The sequence below is a fragment of the Blastopirellula marina genome, assembly GCF_002967765.1.
In the GTDB taxonomy this organism is placed as follows: Bacteria; Planctomycetota; Planctomycetia; order Pirellulales; family Pirellulaceae; genus Bremerella; species Bremerella marina_A.
Window position 1 is genome coordinate 510,195 of the sequence record NZ_PUHY01000004.1, and the last position, 16,712, is coordinate 526,906.

The window sequence follows — 16,712 nt, forward strand, 5'->3', positions numbered from 1 at the left end:
CACAACTCGTGGAATAGTCCTCAGAAGGGCAAATCTGGCTCCGACGGCTAAGAACTCGAGATTTCCTTTTGCATCGCAGCCTGAAGTTCCGGCGTCGCTGTTGCAACAATCTTTGGCTGCTGAATATCGAACGGTTGATTGTTATAGCCTTGAACGATTCCCCCTGCTTCCTGGACCAAAATTACCCCAGCGGCGACATCCCAAGGCTTGTTGGAACCAGCCCAGTAGCCATCAAGGCATCCACTGGCCACATAGGCGAGGTTAAGCGCTGCGGAGCCCAGGCGGCGGATTCCACGCGATTGTGTCAACACGTTGACGAAATCATCAATTTCCGACGATCCTTTCTGGATGCTCGCCGCGAAACTAGCCGCGATCAGCGCTTCATCCAAGGATTGGGCCGAACTAACCTCGATTTTTTCATCGTTCAGGAAAGCTCCTTGGCCCTTTTCGGCCTTGAAGCAGCGATCGAACACCGGATCGTAAACTACACCTGCGATTACAGTTCCGGCCTCTGCTAAGCCAATCGATACGGAATAATTCGGCAATCCATGCACGTAATTGGTTGTGCCGTCCAGTGGATCGACAATCCAGCAGAATGGACTGCCTGTTTTGCGGGAAACGCCTGCCGGTCCTTCTTCTCCGAGGAACTCGAAGTCTGGGAAGTCACCTATGAGGATCTCTTCGATCGCTTTCTGGGCGGCAACGTCGGCGTCGGTCACTAGGTCCGCTCGCCCCTTTTCACGGACCTTGAATTTGCCCCGCCAGTGGTTGAGGACCTCGCCGGCAGCCCGGGCCGCCTTTTCGCAACTTGTTAAGTAAGAAGACATTACGTTTCTTTCTTGCCAGGTGAGGCGTGTAATAAATACCGGTACCGTAGGTCGTTTTTACCATGATTTCGGACACCGAGATACTTGCCTATCCAGGGGTATCTAGCTGTAACGTAAAGCCGGCTAAATTCGGCGACTGGATTCCTAAATTCTTGTCAATTTATTGTGGACACCCTTCCGATTTTTGGTATCATCTACTACATCATCCCTGGAACAGCGGTAATTACTTTATCATTCCGCATCGCAGTTTTTCGGCTTCGGTGCCACAATTTCGGCCTCTTCTCTGTTCCGGCCCCGTCGACTTGCCTTGGTGAGCGACGGGGTTTTTTTATTTCTTGCCGGGGTTTCCGTTTCTCGTGGATTGGCGAAAATCATACCCATGAGCAACTCGATCTGGATCTCCGATTACGACGTCATTCACCGCTGCAACACGGAAACGTTTCAGCTATCTATTGCGGCGTTCCCCAACAGGATGAACGCCAAGTTTCACTCTTTGCCGAGAAACTGGCAGGTAGTCCAGTGGGAATTGGCGGGAATTGGAACACGAGACGATTTCTATGTCCGTGGCGATGACTTGGTCGAACGCTATACGGTCGATGATCTTTCGACCGAGATCTACAACCGTGTTTTGCCAGGGCGAGACGGAGTCGAAATGATCCTGTCCCGGCAAACTTCGCTGTTGGATTCTGATCCTGGGTTGTCGTTGAAGTTTTACTTCGAGGATGCCAACTCGATCAGCACCATGAACGCGGACGGTGACTGGAACCCGCCAGGGCTGGGGCCGACCGATCGTGCCGACCTGATCAACCCGATGGCAGCTGTGGTTGGCTGTCTCGATGCCGTGCAGTATGGCTTATTCGTCTATCCTGGTGACTGCGAAGCGATGCAGGTCCAACGCACCAGTGAAGAAGCCGTTGAGGTGACGCTGCCGCTATTCACCGTGCATCTGGAAAAAGGGGTCATTCGCCGTTCCCGAGTCCGCTTTGTTAGGGCTGAAGGAAAAGACGCGATGCAGCAATTGGCCGACAAGTATCGTGCCTTCTGCGAATCAGAAGTCCCGCTGACGACGTGAATTTGAGTGGCTGATCCTAACGAGAACCCGTTCGCCTCTCCCGCTGATGTATCGCGGTCCGAACGTCTCGTGTTCCATGTTACCGATCGCGAGATCGTTGCGAAGGAGAACTTTCAGGCTGGCATCGCGGCTGTACTTTCTGTGATGTTGGGACTCGCGACGGTTCAGTTTGTCATCGCGGTTGGCCTCGTGAGTTTTGGCGGGGCGATGATCACACTTGGTATTCTGACTTTCATGACGTTGAGCTGTATCGCCACGACGATTAATCATTGGACGCGCGCGAAGCGAGCCCAACAACGTTTTCCGTTGATGATCGATGACGACGGGATTCAAGCCAAGTTCGAGGATGACGGTGCATGGGTCTTGCGGACCATGCCTTGGAATGAAATTATCAACGTTCGTTTTGCCCCACGCGACAAAATGATCGTCACATCCACGAACAAGCAAGAATCTGTCGCTGATCTGCGGCTCCTTGGTGGTCGGCGTTGGGCACCGCTGAAAGAGACACTCATGTATTACTCCGATTGGATGGCGGCGGAGCGTGACTAATCAGGCAGGCTAAATCGCTTGACACCAGCGCCGTCGACCGAGAGTGCGCGGTGAAAGGTTATTTTCAAAGGAAACAGATGCCAGAGATTGATTTGGCATTTATTTGTGTGAATTAGAGGCGGAGTTGAAATGAGCGATTTGCCGAACTGTCCAGAGTGTGACTCGGAGTATACCTACGAAGATCGAGACATGTTAGTTTGTCCTTCGTGTGGTCACGAGTGGAGCAAGGCGGATAGTAACGAGGAAGAGTTAGGCGAGCCTGTCGTCAAAGATGCCAACGGCAACGAACTCAGTGATGGCGACACCGTGACGGTCATTAAAGACCTGAAGGTGAAAGGTTCATCTTTGGTCGTGAAAGTTGGCACCAAGGTGAAGAACATTCGCTTGGTCGACGGCGATCATGATATCGACTGTAAGATCGATGGCATCGGCGCGATGCAACTAAAGTCGGAATACGTCAAAAAGGTATGACCAAGACCGGGTACGCGCATCGCGGAAAATCGGTATTTAAGACGCTTCGCGGGTTACTGTGCATTAAAACGCCCCCAGGCTCGGAATGAGCACTGGGGGCGCGGTCAACTCTTAGGTTATGGTCAGGAAGTTGGGTGGGGGTCGCCTAGACGGCGACCGCCTCCAATTCTTCCATCTCCTTGGCCAGTCGCTTACGGGCGACGTGCAAACGACGCTTGATCGTTCCGATCGGAGCCTCGAACTCGTCGCTCATTTCACGCAAGGAATGTCCGTCGACGTAGAAGGCCTGGAGCGTATCCCGGTCCATCTCGCCAAGGCGGCTGATACCGACCGCCAGGTTATCCCGACGTTCGACTTCCAAAATTGCGTGCAGCGGGGTTTCGTTCTCTACGCAAACCGAAGCCAATGCTTCTGGTTCCGTAGCGAAGTCGTTCGGCCGACGAACTGCCCGGTTGATTGCCATCCGAGCTGCGATCGAACGCAACCAGCCTGGGAAAGCAGCCGGTTCACGCAACTGGTCCAGCTTTTCCATGGCCTGGATGAAGACGTCCTGGCTCAACTCCTGAGCTTCCCAGTAGTGACGCAACCGCTTCAAAGCGATCGCGAAAACAACCGGCTGGAAGATTTCAACCAACTGGCCAAAGGCATCACGGTCACCCTTCTGGGCCTGTGCGACCAACTCGACGATTCGGTCGCGATCATCGTTGTACAAGTTTCCGTTCATCATAGTTTCCAGACGTATATATCAAGGCAGTTCTGGCTAAATCAGTGCAGGGAGTCGCGGACAGACGTCTATGCACACGGCAAAGGGAACCCAGCGGTCGAGTTGGAAAACTTGCAATGAAGCGTGCAGCGCAACAAAGCAAGACAACTCGGTCACTCTTGGGCCTAGCGTCTCAGAAGCGTTCGCAAATTGTGCGGGACCGGGTGGTCCTTAGCTTCTGGGTATCTGGCCCAGCGATTCCTCAATTCGGAATCGCATCGAGAGCGACATAGGCATGCCGGTACTTGATAGACCGCCGCCTAGACATCGCAGAGCAAGACATGGCACATCACAATCGGACGGTTTTAACGTGGCTGGTTTAAACCACGTGGGTCCATATTGCTGTTGCCATGTATGGCCGTAGAGGCGCAAACCGGTGGCGGATGCACTGCGAATAACATCAACGACGACCGCATTAACGCGGGCGACGACGGCGGCGATATTGGCGCGAATGTTGATGATGTTGGAACGCATTGTTTCATCCTCCTACGCAGTTGCGCGCAGTGAGAGAACTATGAAGTGGAAGTAGTAATCCAAGCACCTTCCAAGTGCGTGGACTTTGAATCTTAAATCGCCCAGCTCGGCTCGGCAACAATAAAGATTCTCCCAGCGTGCGATTCGAAAGAACCGTCAGCGGGGATATTAGCTAGATGCCATACCCCAAAGAAAGGTTCGTCCACCCGACGAAAAAATGTCCAGAATCATTTCAATTAGATCAACTGGAACTGTGTGACAAATGTGCAAGTGCTTTCATCTAAATAGGTTACGACGCAAGTTGGATTGGCGAAAAAATGTTCGCGTCCCTCTGCCGGATTGCCTGAGGCAAACAAAATGATAGCAGATGGGCTCAGCTAGGGCTGGGGCGATTGAAAGGCCAAGAGAAAAGCCGGTACCAAGCGGCACCGGCCTTAAGTTATTTCTCTGATAGTATTTAGGCTATCTGCCGACGTCAAAGATCGTTTCGACATTGCCTCGTAGAAGTTGGGTTCCTAGCTCTACAGCGGCTTCTTCCGACCAACTTCGGTCGATTACGAAGTTTTCAGCCAGCACTTTGGCCAGAATTCGCTTGTACATGGCGAACTTCGGCAGGGCGAACTCCATTTTGTACATATCGCTGTAGTAACCAATCTGCTTGGTTCGCGGAATCGCTTCCAGTCGGGCCGCACAATCTTGTTGGATGTAGGTCGGCGTGTTGCTATACCACCAGTGACCATTGGCGACCACGTTAGGGAAAATCCACGAGTAGCTCACCAGTTCCTGGTTGGTGACGCTGGCCAGCACTGAGATGGGGAAGGTGACGTCCGGGAAAGCGTTCAGCAGGTCTTTGTACTGGATCAGCGATACGCGGCTATCGTACAAGTCTTGCCCCTGGAAAACGCCAGCCGGGAATACCTTGCGGTTCACGCCGATCATCAAATCGAACGGCAACTTATAGCTGCGACAATTCTCTGCGAGGGTCCAGAATATAAAGTTGCTGACGGCCCGTTGATCGGCTTCGTCCGCGTCGGCTCCTTTGGATAATACGGCGGAAAGAGCCGTTTCAGCCCGAGCGTCCGAGACATGGACTGGCGCGAAAGTAGGAGGCAGGGAGATAGCACACGCCTTCGCTCCCTTGCTGGTGAAATGCTCAAATAGCTTGCCTATCGCAGCTCGAGCCGAAGCGACGTCGGTTACGTCGGTATCGGTCGCTTCATGAAGTCGAACCTTGGTGCGAGGATTGGTCAGATGGAAGACCAAGTCATCGGTTCGCAGGCAAGGGACATACTTCTTCGTATCGAATCCTTCTAGCGGGTCGTCAAAGTCGTTGGTAAGGAAGACCGATTCCAGACGGCTTTTCTCGAAGACCGTTTCGGTCCAACTGTCGGCCGACATCTTCTTCTCAGCCGCATCGTACAGAGATTCCCAGTTATCGGACGTGACCGAATCGCCATCGAAATCCAGTAGCTTCTGGGCCATTTCAATGAACCAGCTGTATTGGATAGTATTGGTGATCGGTCCGAAGTTTTCGATCAGACGCCCAACCTTCTCCTTGTCGCTAATCCCTTCTTCTTCAATCAACTCTTTCGGCATGCCAGCCGAGTGCGACAATTCCGTGTAGTAGTGGTAACCCAGAATGTCGGCCAAGGTGTGCGAAGAAGGGTCGAGCGCGTTGATATGGGTGTGCGGATCGACCAGCACCAGTTGGTCAAGTTGCTCGAAAAGACGATTACGGAGTTCGATCGACATGGGCAGAGTCTGCCTGGGGAAAGGGATTCAAAATGTTTGAGAATGGGGCATCTCTGGTATAACAGATCACCCACGGCAATGCATCGGGATGAGCTCGCTTCTTGTTCGATTATGGCTCACAAAAGCCGTAAAATCAGCACGTCCGAAGGAAATTCCTCCTCCAATCGGAGTATCTCAAGTCATGGCCTCGAACGACCCGCCGGTGGATTCGATCAATCCATTCGCTTCTCCTGAATCGATGGTGCAAAGTCATCGTGGCAAACATGGAGATTTCCAGATCAGTGAGAAGAAAATCATGGGTGGCAAAAGCATTGTGCTTCCTCTGCTGTGCGTCACATGTGGTGAAGTCGTGCGAGAAGAGGATGAACTGGCCGCTCGGGTGAAGAAGAAGCTCACTTGGGTGCATCCGGCTACGATGCTTTTGATCTTGCTTGCCTGGCCTCTTTTTCTTGTCGTCGCTCTACTAACGCAGAAAAGGTGCATCGCCACTTACTCGATTTGTTCAAGTTGCTGCCGAAAGCGTCGCCAGTTGTGGTACTGGATTGGGCTACTCTTGGCGGTCATCGTAGGAATGGTCGCCCTTGCGATCTGGCTTGAAACGCCCTGGCCTCTCATTGGCTTGCTGATAGCGTTGTTGGCCTTGATTGTCATTTGAGTAAAACTTAACGGGCCCCTAGTCGTTGCTTGGTACAGTAACGAAGTCTTCCAACTGAAAGGGGCGTGCCCGATCTTTTTAGAGCGAGCACAGGCCGACGAAACAGAAGATACTTTCTTCGCGGCCGTCCTGGCCGAAGACGGCCGGACGGGCTGAGGTTGGCGAGTCGTTAAATTCTTCGTGTCCGCTTACAGCGAACCGGAATCGCGGTACTGAACCGGTTGTCCGCCGCGACCGACGAAGACTTGATATAGCTGGGTGATAAAGTTCCAGTAGGCAATCAACACGACGCCGCCTGCTGGAATGATTCCGATACACAAAGCCACCATACCGATCAGTATCACAAACCAACTTAGAATTCCCAGAACGATCAAGCCCACAATCTGCTCGACCCACATCTTCGACATGAAGTCTTTAATCCATGCGAAATCGAATGCATCCGAGAAGCTACAGGTCAAACCTGCCCGAATAAAAATCGGAAGGATGGCGAGATTGGCAATGATGCTAAACGCAAAGATGAATACAAACAAAAGCAAAGTAGCGATTAACCCTAATGCGTCGTTACCGGTAGCTTGTAACATTGCTGGAACAACGACGAGTACTACGGCGATCGGTGCCATGCAAAGACCAAAGACAAGCCCAACCAAGAACATCCAGAAACCACGGATCAGGTATTCGCCGAACTTGTTGAGATCGAAGTCGGGGTACGAGTTCGTTTTGCCAGTCGATTTCTCGTGGAGGATGGTGATGCCGTATCCTGTTCCGACGATCCCGCCGATGAACAGTAGGTAGTTACCGATGACGACCACAAGGCCAAGGATCAAGACATTCAGAAACCAGTTCGAGTTTTCAAATACCTTACCAAACGCTTCGAGGTAGTCCATCGATGATCGTGCTTGGACCGTTCCATCGCTGCTATGGTTCGGCTGGTTGTAGCCTCCTTCAGGTGCTGCAAACGGATTGTCAGATGACATTGGCGAATACCTTGGGTTGTAGTTCTTGAGGATTAGTAGCCAAACGGATTGCAGGTCGTATGACTTAAGAGCCAATCGTAGATTTCTGGATTGGCATAGGTAGCCGACCAGCTATCGTGCTGCACATTGTCATAAATGGACAGCTTCGCGTCACTGTCAATCTTCGACAACTGATCAATTATTTCCTGACTCCGAATTAGAGGCACAACATCGTCCTCGCGTCCGTGGAATGCCCAAATTGGCAAGTCTTTCAACGCCTCGATCTCTGAAAGATTAGCGCCCCCACATATCGGAATGATTGCGGCGAATAGCTTGGGATACATTGCCGCCAACTTCCACGTGCCATAACCACCCATGCTCATACCGGTCGCATACATGCGCGTCGGATCGATGGGGTAATCGGCGTACGCCTGTTCGACTAACTCGGCCAGGCCAATCACGTTTTCCTGCATGGCCCACCACTGATCCAGCGGACACTGCGGAGAAATCACGACGAAGGGAAACGCTTCCCCCTGTTCGATCAATTTCGGAGGACCATGCTTGGTGACCAATGTTAAATTGGTTCCCCGTTCGCCCGCTCCGTGGAGGAAGAGCAGCAAAGGAAGCTTGCCGTCCTCTGGTCGTTTTTTGGGGAGATAGCACCAGAACGGAAAAGATCGCTCGTTGCCTTGCGAATCTTTCCAAGCAAACAGGTGGGCTTCTTGATGCGAGGAATGAGCCGGCATGGTGTTTCTCTTAAGCGAGGGTAGAACGCGTCATTTGTTGGCGGAGCCAATGAATCTCTTGAGCGATACCTGCGGCGAGTTCCGACTGTCGCAAGTCCTCTGGCACAACGCTCCAAGCATAGGTTTCGACTTCAAAGTGTCGGATTTCGGGGAACTGCTTGATCTCGGACAGGAAGTCATAGATCCGAGCTTGCGTGGTGCGAAGCAGGCCAAACTGATCGAGGTAGATTGGCATATGGAAATGAATTCGCCATGTTTCGTCCTGCGGAGGGTTGGCGGCAACTTCGTTCAACGCGTACGGCAAATCTTCATAAAACCGGACATTCCCAGCGGCATCCCGCGCGGTGGTCTGGTGGAGGTATCGATCTTCGGCGAAGAGCGAAACTTCGTTAAGCACTGCCTGACGTTCTTCTGCTGAAAGATCTGCGAAACGGATTTCGATGGCGGAGGAAATTTGAACCTTGCCAATCGCAATGCCGGCGTCCGCATATTTTTGCAGGACGGTCGATTGATCTTCAAACATAACAGCGGCATGGCAGATATCGTGACAGACACGCAAGTAGCGGCGGATACGCTCTGGATCGCCTGCTGGGAAGAGTCGCGTTTGAAACAACTGGATGACATCTTCCGTGGTATCGAGTAAGCAGCCGGGCTCGGGTTCGATGCACACATAAATCAGTCGCCCCGTTTGCTGTTCCAAGGCGTGCAGGTGATCCACCAGATTCAACAAGTTTTGGACCGCAAGCGACCACTGTTCTTCGGTTGGCACTGGCGTGCCCCAAGCGATCGGCATCGTCGAGATGCTGCCTTCTTCACCCGGCGAAAGCAGACGATCAAGAATCGTCACTAGGTTCTTGGTATAGGCCAAACGCTCTGGCTGCCACCAGGTGGGCAAATAAACGTCATGTTTCACTACCGACTTGTGGAAGTCGCCGAAGGGGAACCCGTTAAAGGTGTAGGGGATCCACTTGTTCGCACGCAGCAGTTCGGCGAAAGCATCGAGCTTGCCTGGTTCGATCAGCGACTGAGCGGTTGAAGCCGAAAGCCAAAGTCCAACTCCCAGGGGCTGGTCTCGACCGAGGATTTCTTGCACCCGCGCAGCATGCGTCTTCAGGTTGTTTTCAGTTTGCTCGAGGGTGGCCCCAGCGTGAACGTTGGTGCAATAGCCCGTCCAGGATTGGATCGTCATGGTCATTCCTTGCAAGTGGAGAGGTATTCCACGAGTTTATCACTTGTCGGATCGGCTTTCAGCGGGGAGGAGAAGAAGAGGGACCACCGCGGATAGTCGGGCCATGGTCGCTGCGATGAAGTAGCCGCGATAGGCAACTGGATCGTTCAGCGACTTAGGATCCACAAATTCGTTGGCCACCGTCCAGCCCAGCAGGGCCGTCAAGCCATATACGAGCCCGGTCCACGCGAAGTACAAAGCCAGCGGTGGTCCCGCGCTCGAATCGCTCCGACCATCGACGACGGCAATTGGCAAGGCGACGTTAATCAATGCATAGGCAATCCAAATAAGATTGCCCGCCACATAGCCGGCCGTGCCGAAGCTGAACAGTAACGGCCCGAGGGCAACGAGGACCTGTCCAAAAATCATGACCGGCCGCCAGCCGAAGCGGTCAATCGCAACGCCTGCCGGGCGACTAATCACCGACTGCCCCAGTTGCATAAATGCTAAGACGAGCATCGGAAGCAATAGCGAAATGTCGAGGCCACGATAGGGATAGATGTATAGCAGTGTCGAGAACAGACCGTTAGCTGCAGAAAACCAAGTGCCGTACAGCAAGAACCAGTAAGCACGCGGGTTTTGCCAGTGCTTCAGATCTTCGAAAAACGACGAATGGGTTTGGTTCGATGAGAGGGGCTCTGGGATTCGCTTCAGAGGGAACACCGAGACCGCCATTGCGATCGCACCGTAAATTGCCAGGAATGGATACGAAATCCATCGCATATCGATTGCGAACGCATCGCGTAGCGTCGCTGCCAAGATGCCGGCAAAAAGGTAGCCAGACAACTTCCCTGCAGTAAGCCACCGTTCGCGAAGTCCAAAGAACCGCCCTCGCATGTGATTGGGCACCAGTTGCACAAGCCACGCGATGAAGACGACGAATCCGCAGTACTCTGCCAGATGATAGAGGCACCAGCAGACAACTAGTGACGTTAACGCCCAAGTCGTCGACGGCCACATGTCTGGAAGGGCGCACAGGGGTAGTAGCAGCAGGAAGAGCGTCGAAAGCAGAAACGCTACAATGCTGGTGACTCGGTAGCCTCCGCCTAGCTTCAAGAGATACGGCGCGAACCATCGCAGTACCCCAACTAGTTTCGGCGCGGCGATAATCCAAGATACGACGCCACTTCCAGCACCAATACTTTGGGCGAAGTAGGTAACCAGTGTGGTGGAGACGAGACCGTTGCCAACCGCCCAAACGCCAGCATTTTCGTTGGCTCCGCGCGAAGTCTCTTGCATCTCCACCGAAGGCTTGATCACGTCAGGAAACTCCGTGGAGCGAGAGAAGCAAGAGAGAAAGCTTAGCGGACGTTGGTGCCTTGCATGTGATAGATCGCACGCACCTTGCCGTCACCATCTTTATACTCTTGGATCGTGAATTCCCCTTCCACGGTAACCGGACGAACAGTGAAATCGACGCCTCGTCCGGACATCTCGACCAAGATGCAGTCGTAAAGCGCCGCTCCTGGTCCGAAACAGCATTCCATGTTGTCACGCACGAGAACGAACTGCTTGATGTCGCGACTTTGGAAGCCAGGCAGAATGTAGCCACCGATGCGAATCTTTTGTTTCTTCAAGTCTTCGATCGGTTGGGGAATCATCTCTCGCTCAAAGTCGGCATCAGGTTCGATATCGAATTTGATGTCATCGAACGTCATGTCGATCGTTTTGCCTGGCTGCGGCTTGGGAGTGGTGCTCTTGGTTACCGTTGGTTTCGGCGGATCGGCCGCGGCGATTAGATTCTCCGAATCATCCGTCTGGCTCGCAGCTTGCTCAGCAATGTCCTCCACGTTCGCGGGAGATTTAGGTTTGTCCGAAATAGGCGAATCAGCCGATTCCGTTTCCGCATCCTCCGTTACATCGGTTGGCGGCGAAGAAGCCGCCTCGATCGGATCATGGGTGGTAGAAGTTGGCTGCGGAGTTCCGTTGGGAGTACAGCCTAAGCTGCTGATCGCCAGGGCAATCAGCACACTTGCCAAAGAGAGCGTTTTGAGGGTGAGATACATCAATCGACAAAGTCGGCTTCGAGTTCGTAATAAACGCCTGTCAGGTCCTCGATCTGCTTCAGATTGGTGTGAACCCGCAACGTTCCCCCAATCTTGCGTCTATTGTACGAGAAATCAACCTTCAATGGCTCGGCTAGACGAACTTCGACCATATCGGTTAAAGCAGGTTGCCCCCCAAAGCAGCAGGTATCAAAGTCGGGAACCATCACAAAGTGGGTCAGGTTCTTTCGTTCGGCGTGCGGATAAACGTAGCCTCGCAAGAGGACTTGCTTACCATCGAGCTCGAGAGCCGAATCAGGTACCGGCAGCTTTTGCCCAGGCTGTTTCTGCAGCAATCCAAACGCCACCACTTCGTACCCAGGTGGCAGGTTATAGTACTCTTCGTAAATATAGCGTCCGGTGCCGGCGGTCAGGCTGAGTGCCGACAATACGATGCCAACGATCGCCAACGGGAAGCCGGTTTGCGTGGCACGGTTCTTTCGGACAGAAAGAGCGGCCCAGGCACCTAAGGCAATCCCGATCAACGAGATCAAGATCAAAGGGAATGCAAGGATCGCAACCAAGCTAACAAAGCCGATCAGGAGGGCGGTGACAGCCAGCGAACTGATCGAGCGATACTGCTCGTACATCGCCGGATCGACATCACCACTGAAGTGCGAACTAGGTTCGGAGGTCGTGCTCATTTCAAACTTATGAACGAAGAGAAGAGTTGCTAAATCGGTACTAAACCGATGCTTTGTTTCCTGGGTTCCACAGGATTCCAGAAATGGCCAGGATCAATCCGAAAGTCATTAGAATAGGAACCGACATCGAAAAGATACGCTGTACAATTCCTACGCTGGGAGTGGTAGCACGGTTCGGATCTTGTTTTCCTGTGATCGCGGCCGCCAGCAGTCGATCGCCATCGGTCGACAACTCGTCGCGGGTCACGATTGGCTTGGCCATGGCGGTTTGCTCGCCTGGTCGCTCGGTCGTCGCTGCGACTACGGTATCAACCTTTTCCCCTGAATCTTGCTCGGTAGCAAGCTGTTTTTCGTCAGCAATTGCCTGGTCATCCACTTCGGCCATGACCAGCAATTCTTCTTCCTGGGACGGTTTCCGTTTGTCGGCAGGGCGCTCCGGAACAGCCTGCGATTGGAACGGGAAGAAGGTTTGAGCCCGCTTCATCGCGTCGGGATCGATCTTTTCGAGTTCAATTAGATACTGCTTGGCTTCTGGCTTGGGGCAGGCCATCAAATAGCGAATCACAGGCACGCGAACCCAACTGGTTTCTTCGTCCGCTTCCTTGAAGAGCTTCACCAGGCGATCTGCTACCGACCAGTCTTCCCAACGGGCGAAGTCGGCAATGACCAGATCGGCCAGGGCAGGGCGGTCGAGCATCAGATGCAGCGATTCCAGCAGTTTCTCTTTCGGAATGACATCGGTTTCGGTGCCATGAAATCGCAACGCCATGATCGCGGCGTAGGTGTCGGCGTACTCCGCTTCCTTGTTGGCGAGGTAAAGCTTTTCGATCTCCGGCAGGCCATCAGCACCGGCCAAAGTTAAGTAGCAACCGATTAGCGCGTCGAGCCCTTGCTTGGCTCGGCTATCATCGCTGTTGAGCATCTTCTCCAGCATCGGCAAATCTTCTTTGCTGCCGCAAACACCCAACATGGTGAAGTACAATCGACGACGGTTGGCGGCGATGTCCAGATTGTTAATCCACTTGACCAACTGGTCGTGCTTCATCTCTGGCTTCAACTCGTGCAGAGCACTGTAAGGAGCGTTCGCGAATTCGTCGTACGCGTCCCGAGCGAGCATATCGTCTTCGTCTTCCAGATATTCTTGGTAGAACGCGTATCGCTTGTTGCCAGTGGCTGGAAGTTTGATGATCTCGTTCAGGTAGGTCACTCCGCGATCGGTCAGGAGCGTCGGTGTCGACCACATCATGTTCTCTGGTTCGGTACCAAGAATCAGGAACAATCGTCCTTTACGCCCATCGCCATAGTACAACGACTTAAGCGTCTTGGTATCTTTGAGGTGCTCTTCGCCTTTAAGAACTTGAACGATCTCAAAAGTCGCTTCGACACCCGCCCCTTCCGAGGTCGTGTCAGGTACCTCGACCAATTTGGCGATGACGGCTGCGTCCATCGAGTCGATCTCTTGCGAGAACGTCTGGGAAACCGCTGCACAAAATGGGCACGCCGATACGGTTTCGACGAAAACGGTCGTGGTGACCAATGCTCCGCATAGAATTAATAGCCGTCCGAGCATAAGAAATCTTCTCTTGGGTTCGAGGCATCAGGCGGGGACTCTTCATCCTCGCGACGAGAGCCATGGGGGAACGCTTTGAATGATGCGTCCCAGCTAACTCAAACAAGTGCTAGACTGGCCCATTAAGGAGATGAACTGAGAGCTTCCGCCACGTCGGTTCGGTACGCCGTGTACGCAGGCAGAAAACCAACAATCACTGCCAATAAAATTAGAGCTGGAACAATCACCAACTCTAAGCTGCACAAAGGGCCCAGCCAGCTGTTATCTATTATCACCGCTGGTATCTGAACTTCAAGCGATCTTGGCAGCGGCGCCAGGTCGAATAGCCCAATTCGGACTCCAGTTTGGGCCTCAATCGACGGGCTGGCGAGGAACAATAGGACATGAGCCCCCATCCAGCCCAGAATACCACCTCCCACAGAGAGGATGATTGATTCCCAGAGAACAATCCCCATAACCGTTTCCCGCCGCGCGCCTAGAGCTCGCATCACGGCGATGTCACGTTTGCGGTCATTCATCGAGTTATAAATGCTGACTAGGATCGAGATTCCGGAGACAAAACAAATGAGCGTCGTGATGACCAGCAATAAGGTCTGAATTGGCTTCACGATCAGATCGAACAAGCTGGTAATTTCCATCACCGGCATGACAATCTGGGCAACATTACCCTCATTGACACGATTGCGAATGATGATCGGTGAAAATGGATCCGATGTGCGGATCAAGACGGCCGTCACTTCCCGCTGGTCGATCGGCAGCGGCTGACGGCGAGACGCCGTGTCTCCCGAAACATTCGCCCCAACTTCTTCGTCCTCTTCCACCTTGGCATGGCCCGACATCAAATAGAAGCCTTCCATGTTGATGAACACGGCCCGATCGTTCGGCGTGCCAGAGGGTTCGAGAATACCAACCACGGTAAACGGCGAGTCAGTATGGATGTCGGTCGGGTCACCGCCATGTGAGGCTGCGATCTTATCCCCAATTTTCAGGCCGGTCTGCTGAGCGACGACCGAGCCGACGACTGCCTCGAAGTAACCGTGCTCGTCGTTCCAGGTTTCAAAGTTCCGTCCCTCTTCAAACTGATATTTTAGGTTCTCACCATCCTCTGCTTTGAACGACTCAAAGAACTTGGGAAGCGTTCCGACCACACGGTAATTCTGAAAATAATCTCCCAGGCAGACGGGAATGGCGAACTCGGTATTCTTTGCGAAAGTGCCATCCTTCAAGTCTCCCCGCTTTCCAGGGGCCATTAATGCCAGTTCCTCTTCCTGCTGCGGTTTGGAGAGGAACTCTTGATAGAACGTGTACGGAATATTCTCGACCGGCTCGCTCAGGTAGAAAGTGGTGTTCAGCACCAACTGTAGTTTGCCACCTTTCGCGCCGGCAATCATGTTGTAGCCAAGGTCGGAGTTGTCGCTGAATGACTTAGAAACTAGCCCATGTACCAGCAGCACAGCGGTTACCAAGAGTACTCCGAGAGCCATAGAAAACGAGGTAAGCGACGAGGCCAACGCTCGTTGTCGGATGTTTCGCCAGGCGATATGCCAGATACTCATGCGTGTGCTTTCTTCGCCTGGGCCAGCAGATTCAGTTTTTCGAGCGGTTCCACGCGTTGGAATTGTTCCGCCACTTCCATTGCGTGGGTCACCATGACCAGAGAAATCTCCTCTTCCTGGCACGTTTGCCGGATCAAATCGACGATCGATTGCTGATTTGCGGGGTCGACATTCGCCGTGGGCTCATCCGCGAGGAGCAGTTTCGGTCGATTGGCCAAGGCACGCGCTACCGCCACGCGTTGCTGTTCCCCAACGGACAGGGTGCGGGGGTACGAATGCAGACGATGCCCCAGACCCACACGATCGAGAAGATCGTGAGCTCGGCCATGATCGACCCGTCCCTTTGAAAACGACATGCCCAGGATCACGTTTTCCAAGGCGGTAAAGCCTTGCAGTAAGTTGAACGTTTGGAAGACGTAGCCCATCACTTCGGCCCGAAACCTATCGCGTCCATCTTCGGAGAGGCGACTAATGTCGAGCCCGTTGATCGCGATAACGCCTGAATCTGGGGTTCCGATGCCAGCGATCAAATGCAGTAGCGTTGACTTACCGCATCCACTTCGCCCAACAATCACCATTTGTTCAGCAGCGGCGACATCGAAGCGCGGTACATCCAGGATCGGCATCCGATTGCCGGTAGGAAGCCGGAACGATTTCTTCACATTTTCAAGGTGGAGCATGTCCAATAACCGGGCATCGAAGGAGGGAACATCGATTCAGGCGAGCGTGTATTGAAATACGTAAATCGACGGGCGCCAACCCCTATTTGCAAATGAGTTGCGAGTAGGTGTTAGTTGCAGAAAGAGGCTTTCCAACGTCTTTGTTTTATACGTGGCAGCTAGCAAATGGTTCATTCCCAGGAGTTTAGCCACGCTTCATCGCACGATCGATATCACGTTTCGCGACATCCTTTTTGAGCTTCTCGCGTTTATCATGCATTTGCCGACCACGACCGATCCCCAGCAAGACTTTGGCTCGACCTTGCTTGAAATACATCTTCAGGGGGACAAGCGTGAAGCCTTTCTCTTCCCCCTTGGTCGCAAACTTGGCGATCTCTCGCTTGTGGAGCAGAAGCTTACGTTTACGGCGGGCATCGTGATTCAGGAAATCACTTGAATTGGAATAGGGCGTGATCTCGCAATTTATCAAGAAGACCTCGCCGTTGACGACACTGGCAAACGCCTCGGTCATGGCCAGTTTGCCATCCCGAAGGCTTTTCACTTCGCTGCCGACAAGCTGGATGCCGCACTCCAGACGATCGATAATCTCATAATCGTGGCGAGCCTTACGGTTTTCACCTATGAGTTTCTCGTTCTTGTTTTCTTCTTTTTTCGAGGCTTTAGACTTCTTAGCCACTGTCGCTACTTTCCGGATGGTGCGTGACAAGGTGCGATTAAAGGCCGCTGG

Annotated in this window: 18 protein-coding genes; 4 read left to right on the forward strand and 14 right to left on the reverse strand. The window is 53.1% G+C overall.

What is annotated here, in order from left to right; genetic code table 11:
- Positions 1-47 precede the first annotated feature (47 nt).
- Positions 48-827: an inositol monophosphatase family protein gene (locus C5Y83_RS03405; protein ID WP_105328239.1), complete on the reverse strand. Its 780-nt coding sequence runs from the start codon at positions 825-827 to the stop codon at positions 48-50.
- 379 nt (positions 828-1,206) lie between these two features.
- Between C5Y83_RS03405 and C5Y83_RS03410 the strand changes: the two genes are divergently transcribed.
- From C5Y83_RS03410 to C5Y83_RS03420, 3 genes are all read left to right on the forward strand, one after another.
- The gene (locus tag C5Y83_RS03410) at positions 1,207-1,899 is read left to right on the forward strand and encodes a hypothetical protein (protein ID WP_105328240.1); all 693 of its coding nucleotides are present in this window, start codon (positions 1,207-1,209) and stop codon (positions 1,897-1,899) included.
- Between the two features lie 6 nt (positions 1,900-1,905).
- Entirely contained in the window at positions 1,906-2,448 is a 543-nt protein-coding gene (locus tag C5Y83_RS03415; RefSeq protein WP_105328241.1) for a hypothetical protein, read from the forward strand.
- Between the two features lie 129 nt (positions 2,449-2,577).
- The gene (locus C5Y83_RS03420) at positions 2,578-2,919 is read left to right on the forward strand and encodes a zinc ribbon domain-containing protein YjdM (protein ID WP_105328242.1); all 342 of its coding nucleotides are present in this window, start codon (positions 2,578-2,580) and stop codon (positions 2,917-2,919) included.
- A 145-nt stretch (positions 2,920-3,064) separates the two neighbouring features.
- Here the strand turns inward: C5Y83_RS03420 and C5Y83_RS03425 are convergent, their stop codons facing one another.
- The 3 genes from C5Y83_RS03425 to C5Y83_RS03430 form a co-directional block, all read right to left on the reverse strand.
- Positions 3,065-3,646 carry an RNA polymerase sigma factor gene (locus tag C5Y83_RS03425; protein ID WP_233207071.1) on the reverse strand — a complete coding sequence of 194 codons (582 nt, stop codon included), beginning with the start codon at positions 3,644-3,646 and terminating at the stop codon, positions 3,065-3,067.
- Positions 3,647-3,853: 207 nt separating this feature from the next.
- Positions 3,854-4,156 (reverse strand): hypothetical protein, encoded by a 303-nt coding sequence (locus C5Y83_RS29055; RefSeq protein WP_146117606.1) that lies wholly within the window; start codon positions 4,154-4,156, stop codon positions 3,854-3,856.
- Between the two features lie 462 nt (positions 4,157-4,618).
- A complete protein-coding gene (locus C5Y83_RS03430; RefSeq protein WP_105328244.1) occupies positions 4,619-5,908 on the reverse strand; it encodes a glucuronate isomerase in 1,290 nt (429 codons plus the stop codon).
- A 181-nt stretch (positions 5,909-6,089) separates the two neighbouring features.
- Between C5Y83_RS03430 and C5Y83_RS03435 the strand changes: the two genes are divergently transcribed.
- Positions 6,090-6,563 (forward strand): hypothetical protein, encoded by a 474-nt coding sequence (locus C5Y83_RS03435; RefSeq protein ID WP_105328245.1) that lies wholly within the window; start codon positions 6,090-6,092, stop codon positions 6,561-6,563.
- Positions 6,564-6,751: 188 nt separating this feature from the next.
- Here C5Y83_RS03435 and C5Y83_RS03440 read toward each other — a convergent pair whose 3' ends face one another.
- The 10 genes from C5Y83_RS03440 to smpB form a co-directional block, all read right to left on the reverse strand.
- Positions 6,752-7,537 (reverse strand): DUF4013 domain-containing protein, encoded by a 786-nt coding sequence (locus C5Y83_RS03440; RefSeq protein ID WP_105328246.1) that lies wholly within the window; start codon positions 7,535-7,537, stop codon positions 6,752-6,754.
- Between the two features lie 32 nt (positions 7,538-7,569).
- A complete protein-coding gene (locus C5Y83_RS03445) occupies positions 7,570-8,262 on the reverse strand; it encodes a prolyl oligopeptidase family serine peptidase (protein ID WP_105328247.1) in 693 nt (230 codons plus the stop codon).
- A gap of 10 nt (positions 8,263-8,272) precedes the next feature.
- The gene (gene eboE / locus C5Y83_RS03450) at positions 8,273-9,451 is read right to left on the reverse strand and encodes a metabolite traffic protein EboE (RefSeq protein WP_105328248.1); all 1,179 of its coding nucleotides are present in this window, start codon (positions 9,449-9,451) and stop codon (positions 8,273-8,275) included.
- A gap of 39 nt (positions 9,452-9,490) precedes the next feature.
- Positions 9,491-10,750, reverse strand: coding sequence for an MFS transporter (locus C5Y83_RS03455; protein WP_105328249.1), 1,260 nt, complete (start codon positions 10,748-10,750; stop codon positions 9,491-9,493).
- A 41-nt stretch (positions 10,751-10,791) separates the two neighbouring features.
- Positions 10,792-11,496 carry a DUF3299 domain-containing protein gene (locus tag C5Y83_RS29740; RefSeq protein ID WP_105328250.1) on the reverse strand — a complete coding sequence of 235 codons (705 nt, stop codon included), beginning with the start codon at positions 11,494-11,496 and terminating at the stop codon, positions 10,792-10,794.
- Positions 11,496-12,179, reverse strand: a complete 684-nt coding sequence (locus C5Y83_RS03465) for a DUF3299 domain-containing protein (protein WP_105328251.1) — start codon at positions 12,177-12,179, stop codon at positions 11,496-11,498. Before C5Y83_RS03465 ends, C5Y83_RS29740 begins: the two co-directional genes overlap by 1 nt.
- 40 nt (positions 12,180-12,219) lie before the next feature.
- Positions 12,220-13,749: a hypothetical protein gene (locus C5Y83_RS03470; protein WP_199194969.1), complete on the reverse strand. Its 1,530-nt coding sequence runs from the start codon at positions 13,747-13,749 to the stop codon at positions 12,220-12,222.
- Positions 13,750-13,871: 122 nt separating this feature from the next.
- Positions 13,872-15,305, reverse strand: a complete 1,434-nt coding sequence (locus tag C5Y83_RS03475) for an ABC transporter permease (protein WP_105328252.1) — start codon at positions 15,303-15,305, stop codon at positions 13,872-13,874.
- Positions 15,302-15,985, reverse strand: a complete 684-nt coding sequence (locus tag C5Y83_RS03480) for an ABC transporter ATP-binding protein (protein WP_105328253.1) — start codon at positions 15,983-15,985, stop codon at positions 15,302-15,304. Before C5Y83_RS03480 ends, C5Y83_RS03475 begins: the two co-directional genes overlap by 4 nt.
- Before the next feature lie 184 nt (positions 15,986-16,169).
- Positions 16,170-16,661, reverse strand: a complete 492-nt coding sequence (smpB, locus tag C5Y83_RS03485; RefSeq protein ID WP_105328254.1) for an SsrA-binding protein SmpB — start codon at positions 16,659-16,661, stop codon at positions 16,170-16,172.
- Positions 16,662-16,712: the final 51 nt, after the last annotated feature.